Origin of the sequence: Pseudomonas glycinae (assembly GCF_001594225.2) — a bacterium.
Classification (GTDB): Bacteria; Pseudomonadota; Gammaproteobacteria; order Pseudomonadales; family Pseudomonadaceae; genus Aquipseudomonas; species Aquipseudomonas glycinae.
The window spans coordinates 1167025-1184927 of sequence record NZ_CP014205.2 but is presented as its reverse complement, the minus strand read 5'-3'; the positions used below and the strand labels follow the sequence as shown (position 1 = coordinate 1184927).

The following is a 17903-nucleotide window of genomic DNA, read 5'->3' as shown; positions in this document are numbered from 1 at the left end:
AATGATGGGCCCTGTACGGTTTTGTAACGAAAACGCGGTCATTAGCGACTCGCAAACGTTTGCACAAGCCGTACCAGTTTTCCAAGTCACTGAAAAATCGATTGATTCACGGGTTTACCTGGCGATTCGATCAACTCCCCTCAAAAGCGCCTCAAATCGTCCTCAAGCCCTTGCTCAGAACGGCCGGAAGTATCGGCGCAGGGCCTTATCGCACAAAAGTATTAACACTATTTAACCGGTGCCCCATCGCAGGGCATCAACTAGCGTGTGTCTGGAATGGGACGGTTTATCTGATGACCGTCATACGCTTGATACGCGTGCTGAATCTTGCCGCAGTTGCACGCTTCAAGGACGAAATCGACCACGAAAGGAGTAGCCCGTGGAAGCAAGGTTTGGTGTCGCCCTCGTTTCGCGTTTTTCCCCACTGTCCCTTGCTGTGCATCTGAGCGTCGCCGGACTGCTGTTCGGTGGTGTCAGCGAGCAGGCGTTCGCCACTTGCTCGGCGGCGGGCTCCACGATTACCTGTTCGGGCGTCCCGACCCTGCCGCTGTTTCTCAATGACTACAGCAGTGCCACCAGCGGCCTGACGGTCAACGTCAACTCGGGCGCGCAGATGAATGCGACGCTGGGCGGCAAGGTCATCAACCTGACCGGGGCCAATATCAACCTGAACAACTCCGGCACCGTCGACCCGGCCTTGCTGGGCCTGGTGTCGATCCTCAGTGGCGGTGCATTCATCGGCACCGGGGCCACCAGCACGGTCAGCGTGGTCAACAACGCCAGCGGAATCATGCGCGGCACCGGGATGTTGCTCGGCCTCAACCTGACCAGCATTGACGGCCTGGCTATCGGCGTGAACAACGCGGCGGCGGGTACCACGACCATCACCAACAACGGCACCATTACGTCCACGGGGCTGTCGGTCGGCGGGATCACCCTGGCCGACACCCCGGTGGTCGGGGTGTATGGTGGTTCGCAAGTCAACATGACCAACAGTGCCAGCGGCACGATCAACGGCCGGATTGCGTTCGAGACGTCGGCAGCAGGCAACACCTTCACCAACGCCGGTAACATCACCGGCGGCGTGTCGATGGGCGCGGGCAGCACCAACACCTTCTACGCGATCACCGGTTCCAGCGTTAACGTCGGTGACGGTGTGCAAGTGTCCGTCGGCCTCGGTGGCCTGGTCGGCATCAACCTGACCTTCGCCCCGACCGGCACCATCGATGGCGGCGCGGGGGGCACCAACACGCTGATCCTGCAAAACCCGATCGGCGTCGGTGGTGGCGTCACCGGGACCGGCACTGCGTCCAGCGCGACCTACGTCAACTTCAACAACCTGACCCTCAACAGCGGCACCTGGACCTTGCAGGGGCCGTTGGTCAGCGGGGCGACAACCCTCAATGGCGGTGTCGCGCAGTTCAACGACAACGCCGCGTTCGGCAGCGGTGTACTGACGTCCAATGGCGGGATCCTCCAGGCCAGCAACGCCGGTTTGTCGCTGGCCAACCAGATCAACCTGGGCGCCAGCGGCCTGACCTTGCAGGGCATTAACGGCACCACCCTGAACGGCGTGATTTCCGGTACTGGCGGCTTGACCAAGATCGGCAGCGGCCAGCTCAACCTCAATGGCATCAACACCTACACCGGCAACACCGTGCTCAACGGCGGCACAGTGCTTGTGGGTAACAACTCGGCATTCAGCACTGGCGGCATTACGGTCGGCGGCGCTTCGAGCATCTCGGCAACGACGCCGATTTCGCTGGCCAACGCGATCACGCTCAACAGCACCCTGACCGCCACCGGCACCGGAGCGCTGACCCTGGGCGGGGTGATCAGCGGTGCCAGCAACCTGACCAAAACCGGCAGCGGCAGCCTGACCCTAAACGGCATCAACACCTACACCGGGAACACCAGCCTCAGCGCCGGCACCTTGCGCGTCGGCAACAACAACGCCTTGGGCACCGGGGTGCTCAACACCAGCAACGGCACCAGCCTCGACAGCACCGGCAACGTGACCCTGGCCAACAACGTCGGCATCACCGGTGCGTTGAACGTGCTCGGCAGCAATGCCCTGACCCTGGCCGGCGTCGTGTCCGGCACCGGGGCGATCACCAAGAGCGGCAGCGCCAGCCTGACCCTGACCGGCAACAACACCAACAGCGGCACCACCGCGCTCAACGGCGGCAGCTTGCTCGTCGGCAGCAACACCGCCCTCGGCACGGGCGCATTGAACGCGGCGGCCGGCACCACGCTGGATGCGACCACCGCCGTGACCCTGGCCAACGCGGTGGCGCTGGCGGCGGATCTGACCATCGGCGGTACTCAGGCGCTGGGCTTGAGCGGGGTCATCAGCGGCGCCGGCAACCTGATCAAGAACGGCACCGCGAACCTGACCCTCAGCGGCAACAACACCTTCTCCGGCGGCACGGCACTGAATGCCGGGACACTGATCGTCGGCTCCAACACCGCGCTGGGCACCGGCGCGCTGACCACGGCGGCGGGCACCACCCTCGATGCCAGCACCACTGTGGCGCTGAGCAACGCCGTCGCCCTCGGCGGCAACCTGAACATTGGCGGCAGCGCCAACCTGACCCTCGGCGGCGTGGTCAGCGGCAGCGGCGGGCTGACCAAGAACGGCGCGGCGAACCTGATTCTCAACGGCACCAATACGTTCCTCGGTGCTGTTGCGTTGAACGCGGGCACCATCACCGCGGGTGCCAACGCTGCGCTGGGCAGCGGCAATATCACCGTCGGCGGCGCGGCGACCCTCGACAGCAATACCGCGGTGACGCTGAACAACAACGTGATTCTCAACAACAATCTGGGGATCGGCGGCAGCAATGCACTGACCCTTGGCGGGGTGATCAGCGGCGCCAGTCAATTGATCAAGAACGGCACGGCCAACCTGACCCTCAACGGCGCCAACACCTTCACCGGCGGCACTGCACTCAACGCCGGCAGCCTGACCGTCGGCAACGGCGCGGCACTTGGCACCGGCACGCTGACCGTGGGCGGGGCGGGCGGCACGCTCAACAGCAGCGCCAACGTGGCGCTGAACAACGCCATCGCGCTGAACGCCAACCTCACCACCGGCGGCGCCAACCCGCTGACCCTCGGCGGCGTGATCAGTGGCACCAGCAACCTGATCAAGACCGGTGCTTCAACCCTGACCCTGACCGGCAACAACACCTACACCGGCGCTACTTCGCTGAACGCCGGGACTCTGGTCGTCGGCTCCAACACCGCCCTCGGCACTGGCGTACTCAACGCCGCCAATGGCACCACGCTGGATGCCAGCACAGCGGCGAGCCTGGCCAACAACGTCAACCTCGGCGGCAACGTGACCATCGGTGGCAGCAACGCGCTGACCCTCGCGGGCGTGGTCTCCGGGGTCGGTGGCCTGACCAAGAGCGGCCCGGCCGACCTGATCCTCAACGGCGCCAACACCTACTTCGGCAACACCGCGCTGAACGTCGGCAAACTGATCGTCGGCAGCAACACCGCGCTGGGCAGCGGTGCACTCAACGCAGCGGCCGGCACCACGCTGGATACCAATACCGCCGTCACTCTGGGCAATCAGGTCAACCTCGCAGGCGCGCTCAATGTCGGCGGCAGCGCGGACCTGACCCTCACCGGCACCGTCGCCGGTGCCGGCAGCCTGGTGAAAGACGGTGCGGCCAATCTGAACCTCAATGGCACCAACACCTACGTCGGCGGCACCACCCTGAACGCCGGTACCCTGACCGTCGGCAACAGCTCGGCGCTCGGCACCGGCGCCTTGACCGTCGGCGGTGCGGCAACAATCGACAGCAGTTCGCCGCTGGTCAGTCTGGCCAACGCGGTCGTGCTGAATGCGGCGCTGAGCGTCGGCGGCACGCAGAACCTGACCCTCGGCGGCGTGCTCAGCGGCACCGGCCAACTGGTGAAAGACGGGGCGGCCAACCTGACCGTCAACGGCACCAACACCTTCAGCGGCGGCACCACGCTCAACGCCGGCAACCTGACCGTCGGCGCGCCCGGCGCATTGGGCAGCGGCACGCTCACCGTCGGTGGCGCCGCGACACTGGACAACAGCAGCGCCTTCACCCTCGGCAACAACATCACCCTTGATGCCGGGCTGACCCTGGCCGGTAACAACGGCCTGACTCTCAGCGGCGTGATCGACGGCGCCGGCAGCCTGACCAAGACCGGCCTGGACGACCTGACCCTCAGCGGCAACAACACCTTCACCGGTGCGCTGAACATTGCCGCCGGCAGCGTCACCACCGTGAGCAGCGGGGCGCTGGGCAACACCTCCGGCGCCAACGTCAGCGCCGGCGCCAGCCTCAATCTGGGCAGCAACGCCAGCCTCAACGGCCTGAGCGGCAGCGGCAGCGTACAGATCGGCGGCGGCAACACATTGACCGTGGGCGGAGTCAGCAGCACCAGCACCTTCGACGGCGACCTGAGCGGCAACGGCGGCCTGACCAAGGTCGGCACCGGCACCCTGAACCTGACCGGGATCAACGGCATCGTCGGCAACACCGCCGTCAACGGCGGCACCCTGAACCTCAGCGGTTCGCTGGCCAGTGCCCAGGTCAACGTCAATACCGGCGCCACCCTCACCGGCAACGGTTCGGCACTCGGCGCGATGACCATCAACAGCGGCGGTCACCTGGCCCTGTCGTCGGGTAATACACTCTCGGCCGGATCATTGACGCTCGCAGCCGGCAGCAATGTCGATGCGGCGCTGGGGACGCCATCGACCACGTCGCTGATGAACGTCGGCGGCAACCTCACCCTCGACGGTAATCTCAACGTCACCGATGCCGGTGGTTTCGGCGTCGGTGTGTATCGTCTGTTCAACTACACCGGTGCCCTGACCAATCTGGGCCTGGACGTTGCCAGCGTGCCGGTCGGTTATGGGCTGGGCGATCTGGTGGTGCAGACCGGGGTCGCCAATCAGATCAACATTCAGGTCTCGGCGCCGAATTCGGACATTCGTTACTGGGATGGCAGCCAGACCATCCCCAACGGCACTGTCGATGGCGGCAGCGGTACCTGGAACGGCGCCGGCACCAACTGGACCGACGCCAATGGTCTGGTCAATCAGACCTGGGCCGGCGACTTCGCGGTATTCCAGGGCACGGCCGGCACGGTATCGGTCAACGGCACGCAACTGTTCACTGGCATGCAGTTCCTCACCGATGGCTACAACGTGGTCAACGGCACCTCGGGACTGCTGACCGCCGTCAACGGCGCCGGCGGCACCACGGCGATGCGCGTTGATCCGGGCGTGACCGCCACGGTTGGGGTGAACATCGACGGCAGCGGCATCCTCAACAAACTCGACGCGGGCACCTTGGTACTCAACGGCGCCAACAGCTACACCGGCGGCACGCAACTCGATGGCGGCAAAATCGTGGTCGGCAGCAACACCGCGCTGGGCAGCGGTGCGTTGATCGCCAATGCCGGCACGCAACTGGACAGCAACACCGCCGTGACCCTGACCAACGCGGCCACGCTCAACGGTAACCTCACGATCGTTGGCAGCAACGCGCTGGCCCTTAACGGCGTGATCAACGGCACCGGCGGGCTGATCAAGAACGGCTCGGCCAACCTGACCCTCGGCGGCAACAACGCCTTCCTCGGCCCGGTGGCATTGAACGCGGGCGGACTGGTTCTGGCGTCGAACAGCGCGCTGGGTTCGGCCACTCTGAACGCGGCGAACGGCACTACCCTGGATGCCAACAGTGCTGTCACGGCGGGTAACGCGATCAACCTGGCGGGCAACCTCGGCATCGTCGGCAGCAACGATCTGACACTCAGCGGCGCGATCAATGGCGCCGGCAGCCTGACCAAGAACGGCGCGGCCAACCTGATCCTGAGCGGGGCCAACAACTTCCTCGGCGGCATCACCCTCAACGCCGGCACCCTGACCGCCGGCAGCAACGGCGCCCTCGGACTGGGCAACCTGACCGTGGCCGGTGCCTCGGCGCTGGACAGCAACACTTCGGTGTCGCTGGGCAACAACGTGGTGCTCAACGCCAATCTGACCAATACCGGCAACAGCGACGTAGCCCTCAGCGGCGTGGTCAGCGGCACCGGCGGTCTGATCAAGAACGGCGCCTCCAACCTGACCCTCAACGGCATCAACACCTACAGCGGCGGCACCACGCTGAACGCCGGCACCGTGACCCTTGGCACCGCGGCGGGCCTGGGCTCCGGCGCAGTGACCGTGGCGGGCGCTTCGACCCTCGACACCACGGCGCCACTGGTGCTGGCCAACAACGTCAACGTCAATGCCAACCTGAGCGTGGCCGGTAACAATAACCTGACCCTCGGTGGCGTGATTGCCGGGGCCGGCACCCTGACCAAAAACGGTCTGGCCGACCTGACGCTGTCCGGCAACAACACCTTCAGCGGCACTTTCGATGTGCAGTCCGGCAGCCTGACCACCCTGGGCAACTCGGCACTGGGCACCAACGCCGGAGTCAATCTCGGCGCTGCGGCGACCCTCAACCTCGGCGGTTCCGGCAGCCTCGCCAGCCTGACCGGCAGCGGCACTGCACTGATCGGCGGCGGCAACACGCTGAGCATCGGCGGCAACAACGCCAGCAGCATTTTCGGCGGTGTGCTCACCGGCACCGGCGAGTTGAGCAAACTCGGCACCGGCACGCTGACCCTGACCGGCCTCAACAGCCTGACCGGCAACACCACGGTCAACGCCGGCACCTTGAACGTCAGCGGCTCGCTGGACAGCGCCAGTGTGCTGGTCAACAGCGGCGGCACTCTGACCGGCGGCGGTTCGCTCGGCGGGGCCGTGACCGTGGCGGATGGCGGTCATCTGGCCGGCGCTACCGGCAGCACGCTGTCGGTGAATTCGCTGGTGTTCAACGCCAACTCCAACTTCGATGTCGGCCTCGGCACACCGGTGTCCGGTGGCGGCAACGCGCTGGTCAACGTCGGCGGTAACCTGACCCTCGACGGCACCCTCAACGTCAGCGACATCGGCGGCTTCGGCAGCGGCGTGTACCGGTTGATCAACTACACCGGCGGCCTGACCGACAACGGCATGCTGATCGGCACCGTGCCGGGCAGCGTCACCCCGGGCGACCTGACCCTGCAAACCGCACTGGCCAACCAGATCAACCTTTTGGTCACCGCACCAGGCGTTACCGTGCAGTTCTGGGACGGCAACCAACTGGTCGCCAACGGCTCGGTGGATGGCGGCAGCGGCACCTGGGGTACCGGCACCACCAACTGGACCGACGTCAACGGCACCACCAATCAGGCCTGGACCAACAACTTCGCGGTGTTCCAGGGCACGGCGGGCACCGTCACGGTCAACGGCGCGCAAACCATCACTGGCATGCAATTCGTCACCGATGGCTACAACCTGCAGAACGGCACGGCCGGTTCGCTGAATCTGGTCAACGGGTCGCTGGGCAATGCCACCGTTCGGGTCGATCCGAACGTCACCGCCACCGTGGGCGTGGCGCTCAACGGCGCCGGCACACTGGGCAAATACGACACCGGCACCCTGGTGCTCAACGCCGCCAACGGCTACACCGGCGGCACCGCGCTCAATGGCGGCAAGATCGTGGTCGGCAACAACGCCGCCCTCGGCACCGGCGTGTTGACCGCCGCCAACGGCACGGCGCTGGACAGCAACACCGCGGTCAGCCTGGCCAACGCCGTGGTGCTCAACGGCGGACTCACCGTCACCGGCGCCAACGCATTGACCCTCGGCGGTGTGGTCAGCGGCAGCGGCAGTCTGATCAAGACCGGCGCATCGAGCCTGACCCTCAACGGCAGCAACACCTACAGCGGCGGCACTCAACTGTCCGGCGGCTCGCTGATCCTGGGCAACAACAGCGCGATCAGCAGCGGCGCCCTCAGCGTGCTGGGCAACGGCACCCTCGACAGCACCAGCGCGCTGCAACTGGCCAACGCCATCAACCTGGGTGCGGAATTGACCCTGGCCGGCAACCAGAATACCACGCTGCTCGGTGCGATCACCGGCAGCGGCAGCCTGGTGAAAAACGGCAGTGGCGACCTCGTTCTCAGTGGCGCCAACACCTACAGCGGCGGCACCACGCTGAACGGCGGCAGCACCCGTGGCGACACCAGCAGCCTGCAAGGCGCCATCGTCAACAACGCAGCGCTGACCTTCGAGCAGAACAGCGACGGCAGCTACACCGGCAATCTGACCGGCGCCGGCAACCTGAACAAAACCGGCACCGGCGCCTTGCTGCTGACCGGCAACAACACCTTCACCGGCAACACCGCGGTGCAGGCCGGTGCGCTGAACGTCAACGGTGTGCTCAACAGTGCCAACGTCAACGTGGCCAGCGGGGCGAAAATCGGCGGCAGCGGCGTGTTCGCAGGCACCGTGCAACTGGCCGACGGTGCGACGCTGACCGGTGGCGGCGCTGCAACGCCGTTGTCGGTGGGTTCGCTGGCATTGTCTTCAGGCACCAACCTGGACTTCAGCCTCGGCTCGGCCGCCAGCTCCACAACCGTGGTCAACGTCGCGGGCAACCTGACCCTCGACGGCACGCTGAACATCAGCAATGCCGGCGGCTTCGGCACCGGGGTCTATCAACTGTTCAGCTACGGCGGCAGCCTGACCGACAACGGTCTGGTCTACGGCAGCCTGCCGGTGTCGGCGGCCAATCTGACCCTGCAGACCGCGCTGGCCAATCAGGTCAACCTGCTGGTGCAGAACACTCCGGGTGAAGTGCAGTTCTGGAACGGCGGCACCACCAATCCGGATGGCAGCATCGGTGGCGGCAGTGGCGTGTGGGGCCCGGGCACCAACTGGACCGATCCGAGCGGAACCCAGGCGCTGGCATCGAACGGTCAGTTCGCTGTGTTCGGCGGGCAGAGCGGCACAGTCACGGTGCAAGGCAATCAGAACTTCACCGGGTTGCAGTTCCTGTCCAGCGGTTACAGCCTGGTTCCAGGCGCTGGCGGTACGCTGACCCCGGTCAACGGCCCGGCCGGCAGCCTCGCGCCGGTGCGGGTGAATGCCGGTGGCAGCGCGGAAATCTCCGCACCGCTGGTGGGCACTGGCGGTATCGAGAAGCTGGATTCCGGCACTCTGATCCTCAGCGGCGCCAACACTTACAGCGGCGGCACCACGGTCAGCGGCGGTACGCTGATCGGCAATACCACCAGCCTGCAAGGCAACATCCTCAACAACGCATCGCTGGTGTTCCAGCAGAACACCAACGGCCAGTTCAACGGACGCCTCAGCGGTGTCGGCGCCCTGGCCAAACGCGGTGCCGCGCGCCTGCTGCTGACCGGTGATCAACCCTTCAGCGGCACCGTGGCGGTGGACCAGGGCGTGCTGCAAGTCGGCAGCCGCGCGGCGCGGGCCTCGCTTGCCGGGCAGGTCACCGTGGCCAACGGCGCGGGCCTGAGCGGCAATGGCAGCGTCGGTTCGGTAGTCAACCATGGCGTGGTGGCTTCCGGTGGCGAGGATGGCACCTTGAGTGTCGCCGGCAACCTGAGCAACGCCGCTGACGGTGTGCTGGCCCTGACGGTCAGCTCGCCGACCGCCACACCACTGGCGGTCGGTGGTACCGCCACCCTGGGCGGCGGTCTGCAGGTCAACAGCCTGGCGCCGTTCACCGGCAATACCGTGTACTCGCTGATCACCGCCGGTGGCGGAGTGACCGGCACCTTCAGCGCCGCCGACCTGCCGCAATACGCGTTCCTCAATACTGCGCTGGTGTACGACGCTAACGCGGTGAACCTGGTGGTCAGCCGCAACGGCAATTCGTTCGTCGACGTCGCCGCCACCCGCAACCAGCGCAATACCGCCTCGGCGTTGATGCGCAACGGCGCGGCGGGCGCTGCGTTGCAGAACGAAATCATCAACCTCAGCGTGGCCGGGGCACGTAACGCCTTCGACAACCTGTCGGGGGAAATCCATGCCAGCACCGCCAGCGCAATCCTCGAGGATTCGCGCTACGTGCGGGACGCGGTCAACGACCGTATGCGCCAGCCGTCGTGCAGCGCGCCGGACGATCCACGTCGCGCCCTGGCTCCTAGCGAAAACCAGCTGAGCAGCAATGGTTGCCACGGCGAAATGGTCGGCTGGGCCCGCGCGCTCGGCGCCTGGGGCGAGTCGGACGGCGACAGCAACAGCGCGAAACTGGATCGCAACCTGAGCGGTTTCATGCTCGGCACCGACAAGCAGCTCGACGACCAATGGCGCGTCGGCATGGCCGCCGGCTACACCCGCAGCGATCTGGATGCCCATGATCGTCGTTCGAATGCCACGGTCGAGAGCTACCACCTGGCGGCGTACCTCAACTCGCAATTCGATGCTTTGGCAGTGCGCCTCGGCGCGGCGTACAGCTGGCATGACATCGAGACCAAACGCGACGTCAGCGTCGGCGCCTACAACGATCGGTTGAAGGCCAATTACGACGCCCGCAGCGCCCAGGTGTTCGGTGAAGTCGGCTATGCCATCGAAGCGGCCGGGATCGCTCTGGAACCGTTCGCCGGTCTGGCGTACGTCAACTACGACAGCGACAAGGCCAAGGAGAAAGGTGGAGTGGGGCGCCTGCGCGCCGAGTCCGATCAGGACATCACCTTCTCGACCCTGGGCGTGCGCGCCGGCAAGGTCATCACCCTGGCCAACGGCGGGCAATTCACCCCGCGCGCAGCCCTCGGCTGGCGGCATGCCTTCGGTGATACCAAGCCTGACGCCGACCTGACCTTCATCGACGGCGGCGCCTCGTTCAACACCCAGGGCGTGCCGATTGCCAAGGACAGTGCGGTGGTCGAAGCGGGTGTGGACTTCCAGATCAGCCCGACCGGCAAACTCGGTATCGGTTACTCGGGGCAGCTGTCGAACGAGAGCAACGACCATGCGATGACCATCAGCTTCAGCCTCGGGTTCTGATTCAGGAGCGAAGCACTTCAGCCGCCCGTAAGGGCGGCTTTTTTTTGCCCGCCGGCCCCTCTGCTAGAATCCCTCCCACTGCCTCCCGGAGACTGCCCCCATGCCCGAGCCCATCCGTCTGACCCAATACAGCCACGGCGCCGGCTGTGGCTGCAAGATTTCGCCCAAGGTGCTGGAAGTGATTCTGGCCGGCAGCGGGGCGCAGAACCTTGATCCGAAACTGTGGGTCGGCAACGCGTCGCGCGATGACGCGGCGGTGTATGAAATCGATGCCGAGCGCGGGGTGGTCTCGACCACGGATTTTTTCATGCCGATTGTTGATGACCCGTTCGACTTCGGCCGGATCGCCGCCACCAATGCGATCAGCGATATCTACGCCATGGGCGGCGATCCGTTGATGGCGATTGCGATCCTCGGCTGGCCGGTCAATGTGCTGGCGCCGGAAGTGGCGCGGGACGTGATACGGGGTGGGCGAGCAGTGTGCGATGCGGCGGGGATTCCACTGGCCGGCGGGCATTCGATCGATGCGCCGGAGCCGATCTTCGGTCTGGCCGTCACGGGGCTGGTGGAGAAGCGCTTCATGAAACGCAACGACACCGCCACCGCCGGTTGCCTGCTGTACCTGACCAAACCATTGGGCATCGGCATCCTCACCACCGCCGAAAAGAAGGGCAAGCTGCGCCCCGACGACATCGGCGTGGCCCGGGACTGGATGTGTACGCTGAACAAGCCCGGCAGCCGTTTCGGCAAACTGGCCGGGGTCACCGCCATGACCGACGTCACCGGGTTCGGGCTGCTCGGGCACCTGGTGGAAATGGCCGACGGCAGTCACCTGACAGCACGCATTTTTTACGACCGGGTACCGCGTCTGGCGAGTGTGGAGTATTACCTTGAACAGGGCTGCGTGCCGGGTGGCACCTTGCGCAATTTCGACAGCTATTCGAGCCGCGTCGGGCGGGTCCAGGAATTGCACAAGCGAGTGCTGTGCGATCCGCAGACCAGCGGCGGTCTGCTGGTGGCCGTGACGCCTGAAGGCAATGCCGAATTCCTCGCCGTCGCTGCCGAACTCGGCCTCGCGCTTGAGCCGATCGGTGAGTTGATCGGGCGACAGAGCCATGCGGTCGAGGTGAATTGATGTCCATCGACGTCACCGACTACCGCGACATCTTCCTCAACGACCGGCCGCTGATGGACGCCCGTGCGCCGGTCGAGTTTCACAAGGGCGCGTTTCCAGGGGCGGTCAATCTGCCGCTGATGAATGACATCGAGCGCCAGCGGGTCGGCACTTGCTACAAGCATCACGGTCAGCAGGCAGCCATTGAGCTGGGCCATCAACTGGTGTCCGGCCCGGTGAAGGAAGAGCGTATCCAGGCCTGGGCGGAGTTTGCCCGGACGCATCCCGAGGGTTATCTGTATTGCTTTCGTGGCGGCCTGCGTTCGCAAATCGTGCAGCAGTGGCTGAAGTCGGAAGCCAGCATCGATTACCCGCGTATCGGCGGTGGCTACAAGGCACTGCGGGGTTTTCTGATCGACACCCTCGAATCAGCCTTGACCGACTGTGATTTCGTGTTGCTGGGCGGCATGACCGGCACCGGCAAGACCGAAGTGCTGGCGCAACTGCGCAACAGCGTGGATCTGGAAGGCCATGCCAATCACCGGGGCTCAAGTTTCGGCAAGCGCGCCACCGGTCAGCCGTCGAACATCGATTTCGAGAATCGGCTGGCCATCGACTTGCTGAAAAAACGCGCCGCCGGCATCGATCAGTTTGTGCTGGAGGATGAGAGCCGGGTGGTGGGCAGCTGCGCGCTGCCCTTGCCGTTGTATCAGGGCATGCAGCAGTACCCGATGGTCTGGCTGGAAGATCGTTTCGAGCAGCGCGTCGAGCGGATCCTGCGCGATTACGTGGTGGATTTGTCTGCCGAGTTTCAGGCTGTGCATGGGGACGAAGGCTTCGGGCGGTTTTGCGAGCGCTTGCTGGAGAGCCTCGACAACGTGCACAAACGCCTGGGCGGCGAGCGGCACCGACGGATGCGGGTGTTGATGGAAGAGGCGCTGGCAGAGCAGGGCCGCAGTGGGGCAGTGGAGTTGCATCGCGCTTGGATCGAGGGTTTGCTGCGCGAGTATTACGACCCCATGTATGTGTTTCAGCGCGAGAAGAAGGGCGGGCGGATCGAGTTTGCGGGGGAGCGGCGGGCTGTTATCGAGTACCTGCGTCAACGGGTCAAACCCCCGGCCTGAAGGGGCCCGAGCAGGCCCCGGGCAAATTCAGGTCGGACAGCTTTCCTGGCCGTTATCCAGCCCCTGTTTGTAGCTGTGGCTCTGCAGGCTGGCCTTGCCGTTGTGCCAGGTCAGGGTCAGCACATACAGCGAGTCGTAGTCGCTGGATTCCCAGTCATCGGTGATTTTCTGTTTTCCGCCTACCGCATTGCCGGCAACCTTGTTGATCAATTCAGGAAGGTAACCATGGGACCATGCGGTGTAGATGGTCGAGTTGTGGTACTTGTCGTCGGTCAGTTCCCGGGCCAGGTCGCTGGTGTCGTTGGCCGAGAACTCGATGTTCACCGGCAGGCCGAGTTTGATCGCGGCGGGGCTGATGGTCATCAGCGGGCGGATGTAGCTGTAGGAGTTGTCCAGTTCGCCTTCCTCGACATTGCGCGTTGGGTTGGCGGCGAACACGTAGTCGGCCTTGCCGAATTTTTCCGGCAGCAGGGTCGACAGGTCGATCGCCCGGTTCAGGCCCTGGCAGTTGAGCTGGCCGAGACCACCGGCCGGTTTCTCGGCATGGCGCAGGAACACCAGGGTCTGGGTGCCGTCCACCGGTTGCGCACGGCTTTCGCTGGATTCCAGCGACAGGAACAGCGCGCTGACCGCCAGCAGGGTGGGCAGGGCCACATACGCGCGATGTTTGAAGCGGTTGGCGACTTTCATCAAGTTCGTCATGGGATAAGGCGTCTTCAGTCTGTTCGGTTAAGGCTGACAAACCTCTGCACCGGGGCACGCGCGCCGGCTGTTTTCCCTGTCATCACTGGCTTGCTTGGAGCCCCCTGAGGCCCGTTTGGTTCGATCCGCTTGAGTGCGCCGCACTTTACCGTTGAGGCTGCGCGGTTGGAGGGAAGGTTAACCACAGGATGTTGCGGATTTAAGTAAGCCGGCGGGCGAGGGCGTAAAGAACCCGAGCCAGAGCGCTGTTCGTGGATTATGCTCAGGCCTTTCATTTTGTGACTGGATGCTACACATGACTGATCTGTCCGCGTTCCCGATCACCCAGAAATGGCCGGCGCAGTACCCTGACTGGATTCAGCTTTATTCCCTGCCGACCCCCAACGGCGTCAAGGTCTCGATCATGCTCGAAGAAATCGGCCTGCCCTACGAGCCGCATCGCGTGGGCTTCGATACCAACGACCAGATGTCTCCGGAATTTCTGTCGCTGAACCCGAACAACAAGATTCCGGCGATCATCGACCCCCACGGCCCCGAGGACAAACCGCTGCCGTTGTTCGAGTCCGGCGCGATCCTGATCTACCTCGCCGACAAGAGCGGCCAGTTGCTGGCCCAGGAAGGCGCGCTGCGCTACGAAACCATTCAGTGGCTGATGTTCCAGATGGGCGGCATCGGCCCGATGTTCGGCCAGCTCGGTTTCTTCAACAAATTCGCCGGCAAGGATTACGAAGACAAGCGTCCCCGTGACCGCTACGTCGAGGAAAGCCGCCGCCTGCTCAACGTCCTGAACACCCGCCTGGAAGGGCGCGACTGGATCATGGGCGAGCGCTACACCATCGCCGACATCGCCACGTTTCCGTGGGTGCGCAACCTGATCGGGTTCTACGAGGCAGGCGATCTGGTCGGCATCAACAACTTCCCGAACGTCACCCGGGTGCTGGAGCGCTTCCTCACGCGGCCGGCGGTTGTGCGCGGCCTGACCATTCCTTCCTGATTTCAAGGTTAAACACCCGACCCTGTGGGAGCTGGCTTGCCAGCGATGAGGCTGTCACAGTCAACATCGATGTTGATTGACCCATTGCTATCGCTGGCAAGCCAGCTCCCACAGGTCATCGGGTGGTTCTGATGATTATTGCGTCTTGGGTAATGCACTGTTGATTGATCCAGGTTTGTACCCCGTCCCCCGCAAGGCATAAGCTTCGCCCCCTACGACTTTCGTCTCATCCGCTGTTTTCAGGAAAGGCCCCATGTCCAGTCAGTTCCCCGAAGCACGTCCACGCCGTCTGCGCCGCAATGCGAGCCTGCGCAGCCTGTTCCAGGAAACCGAGTTTTCCCTCAACGATCTGGTGCTGCCGATCTTCGTCGAAGAAGAGATCGACGACTTCGTGCCGATCAAGAGCATGCCCGGCGTGATGCGCATTCCCGAGCGCAAACTGGCCGGCGAAATCGAGCGTTACGCCCGCGCCGGGATCAAATCGGTGATGACCTTCGGCGTGTCCCATCACCTGGACGCCAACGGGAGCGACACTTGGCGCGAAAACGGGTTGGTGTCGCGCATGTCGCGAATCGCCAAGGACGCCGTGCCGGACATGATCGTGATGTCCGACACCTGCTTCTGCGAGTACACCGACCATGGCCATTGCGGCGTGATGCACAACCATGAGGTCGACAACGACCAGACCCTGATCAACCTCGGCAAACAAGCGGTGGCAGCAGCCCGTGCTGGTGCTGACGTGATCGCGCCGTCGGCAGCGATGGACGGTCAGGTGCGGGCGATTCGCCGGGCACTGGACGACGCCGGCTTCACGCAGATTCCGATCATGGCCTACTCGACCAAATTCGCCTCGGCGCTCTACGGCCCGTTCCGCGAGGCCGGTGGCAGCGCGTTGAAAGGCGATCGCAAAAGCTATCAGATGAACCCCATGAACCGCCGCGAAGCCCTGCGCGAATCGTTGCTCGACGAGCAGGAAGGTGCCGACGCGCTGATGGTCAAACCGGCCGGCGCGTACCTGGACATCATCCGCGACATCCGCGAAGCCTCGAACCTGCCGCTGGCGGCTTATCAGGTCAGCGGCGAGTACGCGATGATCAAGTTCGGCGCCCAGGCCGGGGCCATCGACGAAGATCGCGTGGTGCGCGAAAGCCTCGGCGCGATCAAGCGCGCGGGTGCGGATCTGATCTTCACCTACTTTGCGATGGACCTGGCCCTGGCCGGGATTTAAGCAACACCACAAAACCCAATGTGGGAGCGAGCTTGCTCGCGATATCGGCGTATCAGACAACCCTGCATTGACTGACAGACCGCTATCGCGAGCAAGCTCGCTCCCACAGTGGTTTGTGGTGTTCTGAATCAGGTGAAAAACGGCCGGATCCCGTGGTCACGGAAATACCGCTCGATCACCTTCGGATCCGCGCTGTTGTCGGCAATCGCCACGTAGGTATCAGGGCGCAGCAGGTAAAAGCCGTTGCGCCCCAGGCCCGCCGTTTCAAACGCCGGACGCCAGTCGAACACGTGCAGCGGCAAGTGATGTTCATTGCACCAGGCGATCATCTCGTCGCTGGTGTCGCCGTACACATGCACCTGCCAGCTCGGATGGCGCAACGGCTCGTAATTGTCCCCCTCGCCATCATGGGCCCACGGCAAGCGGTCACCGCCGTGGACGTGCCCGGCCACGCCTTCGCTCAATGCCATGCCCCGATAGTTGACGGTGATCTGCGACACCGTGCGAAACAGGAACTCGCGGCTGCTCTCGAATGAGGCCATTTTCGGAATCAGGAACGGCGCCAGCCGGGTGCGTAACAGGTCGGCCATGCGGCCTTCGGCGGTGACGAAGCTGAAGACCTTGTCGGTGGTCGACACCAGTCGCCGGGCGAAGGCGATGCGTTCGGTTTCATAGCTGTCGAGCAGTGTGGGCGTGGCTGCGCCGCCGAGCACTGCCGCGAGTTTCCACGCCAGATTGATCGCATCGCCGATGCCGGTGTTCATGCCCTGACCGCCGGCCGGACTGTGCACATGCGCCGCATCGCCGAGCAGAAACGCCCGGCCCTGGCGAAAGTGATCCGCCACCCGATGATGCACGCGGTAGGTGGAGAACCAGTTGACGTCCTCGATGTGCACGTTCAGGTGTTCGATGGCGCGATTGCTGACATCCGAGAATTCCAGGGTTTCGGCGCGATCCGCACGTTCGTCGCGCACGGTGCCGATCAAGCGCGCACGGCCTTCACCGGCCAGCGGGAACACCGCGAGAAAGTCCGCCTCATCCAGATCCAGATGCAACTCGCCATTGAGCGCCGGGCCGCTGGCCCGCACATCGGCGACGTAGAAAATCTGCTGATAGGTGCCGCCGGGAAAACCGGTGTCGAGGGTTTTGCGCACAACCGAACGAGCGCCGTCACACCCGGCCAGATAGCAGGCCTGGCAGATTTCCTGCTCGCCATCCGGCAGGCGCAAATGCGCGGTGAGGCCATCGCCGTTTTCCGTGAAGCTCTCCAGCGTGGTGTTGCGTTCGACGGTCACGTCGTAGTCTTCGAGGCGGTCTATCAACAGCCGCTCGTGTTCGTCCTGCGGGTACATTTCCAGAAAGGCATAGGGCGTCAGGCCTTCGCCGATGCGGTTGAGCGGCAGCTGCGCCACGGGTTTGCCCTTGACCCAGAAATTCGCCGCCGCCACCCGGTGACCGTTGCGCACCACCGCGTCGGCCAGATCCAGTTGCCGGTACAGCTCAAGGGTGCGCGCCTGCACCGCCAGCGCCCGCGAAGTGGTGCCCGGAGCGGAAGCTTTGTCGATGATGCGCACGCGCACGCCCAGTTTGCTCAGCCACAGGGCCAGCACCAGCCCGGTGGGGCCCGCGCCGATGATCAGAACATCACTGCGGTTCATGGTCTGTCCTCCTCGCGTGTCCTGATCCGAGACGTGCAACTAAGTGTGCAGCAGCAAGTATGGATCAGACGGCGAGGGCGGCCAGTCGGCCTGCCAGACGGGACGATGGAACAGCGCCGCCGGCCCGCAGTCCTATCCTGCACCCTGCGATTGAGCGTAGGGTTAACCCGGCTCAACGGA

At 64.4% G+C, this 17903-nt stretch carries 7 protein-coding genes; 5 read left to right on the top strand and 2 right to left on the bottom strand.

From position 1 onward, the window contains the following. The first annotated feature begins 379 nt into the window (after positions 1-379). The 3 genes from AWU82_RS05395 (at position 380) to mnmH (ending at position 13141) form a co-directional block, all read left to right on the top strand. A complete protein-coding gene (locus AWU82_RS05395; protein ID WP_064380888.1) occupies positions 380-10903 on the top strand; it encodes an autotransporter-associated beta strand repeat-containing protein in 10524 nt (3507 codons plus the stop codon). Positions 10904-11003: 100 nt separating this feature from the next. Beyond that, a complete protein-coding gene (gene selD / locus AWU82_RS05390; protein WP_064380887.1) occupies positions 11004-12038 on the top strand; it encodes a selenide, water dikinase SelD in 1035 nt (344 codons plus the stop codon). Further along, on the top strand, positions 12038-13141 hold the full coding sequence (mnmH, locus tag AWU82_RS05385; RefSeq protein ID WP_064380885.1) for a tRNA 2-selenouridine(34) synthase MnmH: 1104 nt from the start codon (positions 12038-12040) through the stop codon (positions 13139-13141). Before selD ends, mnmH begins: the two co-directional genes overlap by 1 nt. 27 nt (positions 13142-13168) lie before the next feature. On the opposite strand, the gene AWU82_RS05380 is transcribed toward mnmH, so the two are convergent. Continuing rightward, entirely contained in the window at positions 13169-13843 is a 675-nt protein-coding gene (locus AWU82_RS05380; protein ID WP_011335086.1) for a hypothetical protein, read from the bottom strand. Between the two features lie 295 nt (positions 13844-14138). Between AWU82_RS05380 and AWU82_RS05375 the strand changes: the two genes are divergently transcribed. Together AWU82_RS05375 and hemB are read left to right on the top strand one after the other, a co-directional pair. Next, the gene (locus tag AWU82_RS05375) at positions 14139-14837 is read left to right on the top strand and encodes a glutathione S-transferase family protein (protein ID WP_064380883.1); all 699 of its coding nucleotides are present in this window, start codon (positions 14139-14141) and stop codon (positions 14835-14837) included. Between the two features lie 253 nt (positions 14838-15090). Continuing rightward, positions 15091-16065 (top strand): porphobilinogen synthase, encoded by a 975-nt coding sequence (gene hemB, locus AWU82_RS05370; protein ID WP_064380881.1) that lies wholly within the window; start codon positions 15091-15093, stop codon positions 16063-16065. 128 nt (positions 16066-16193) lie between these two features. Here the strand turns inward: hemB and AWU82_RS05365 are convergent, their stop codons facing one another. Then, positions 16194-17723, bottom strand: a complete 1530-nt coding sequence (locus AWU82_RS05365; protein WP_064380880.1) for an FAD-dependent oxidoreductase — start codon at positions 17721-17723, stop codon at positions 16194-16196. Positions 17724-17903 lie beyond the last annotated feature (180 nt).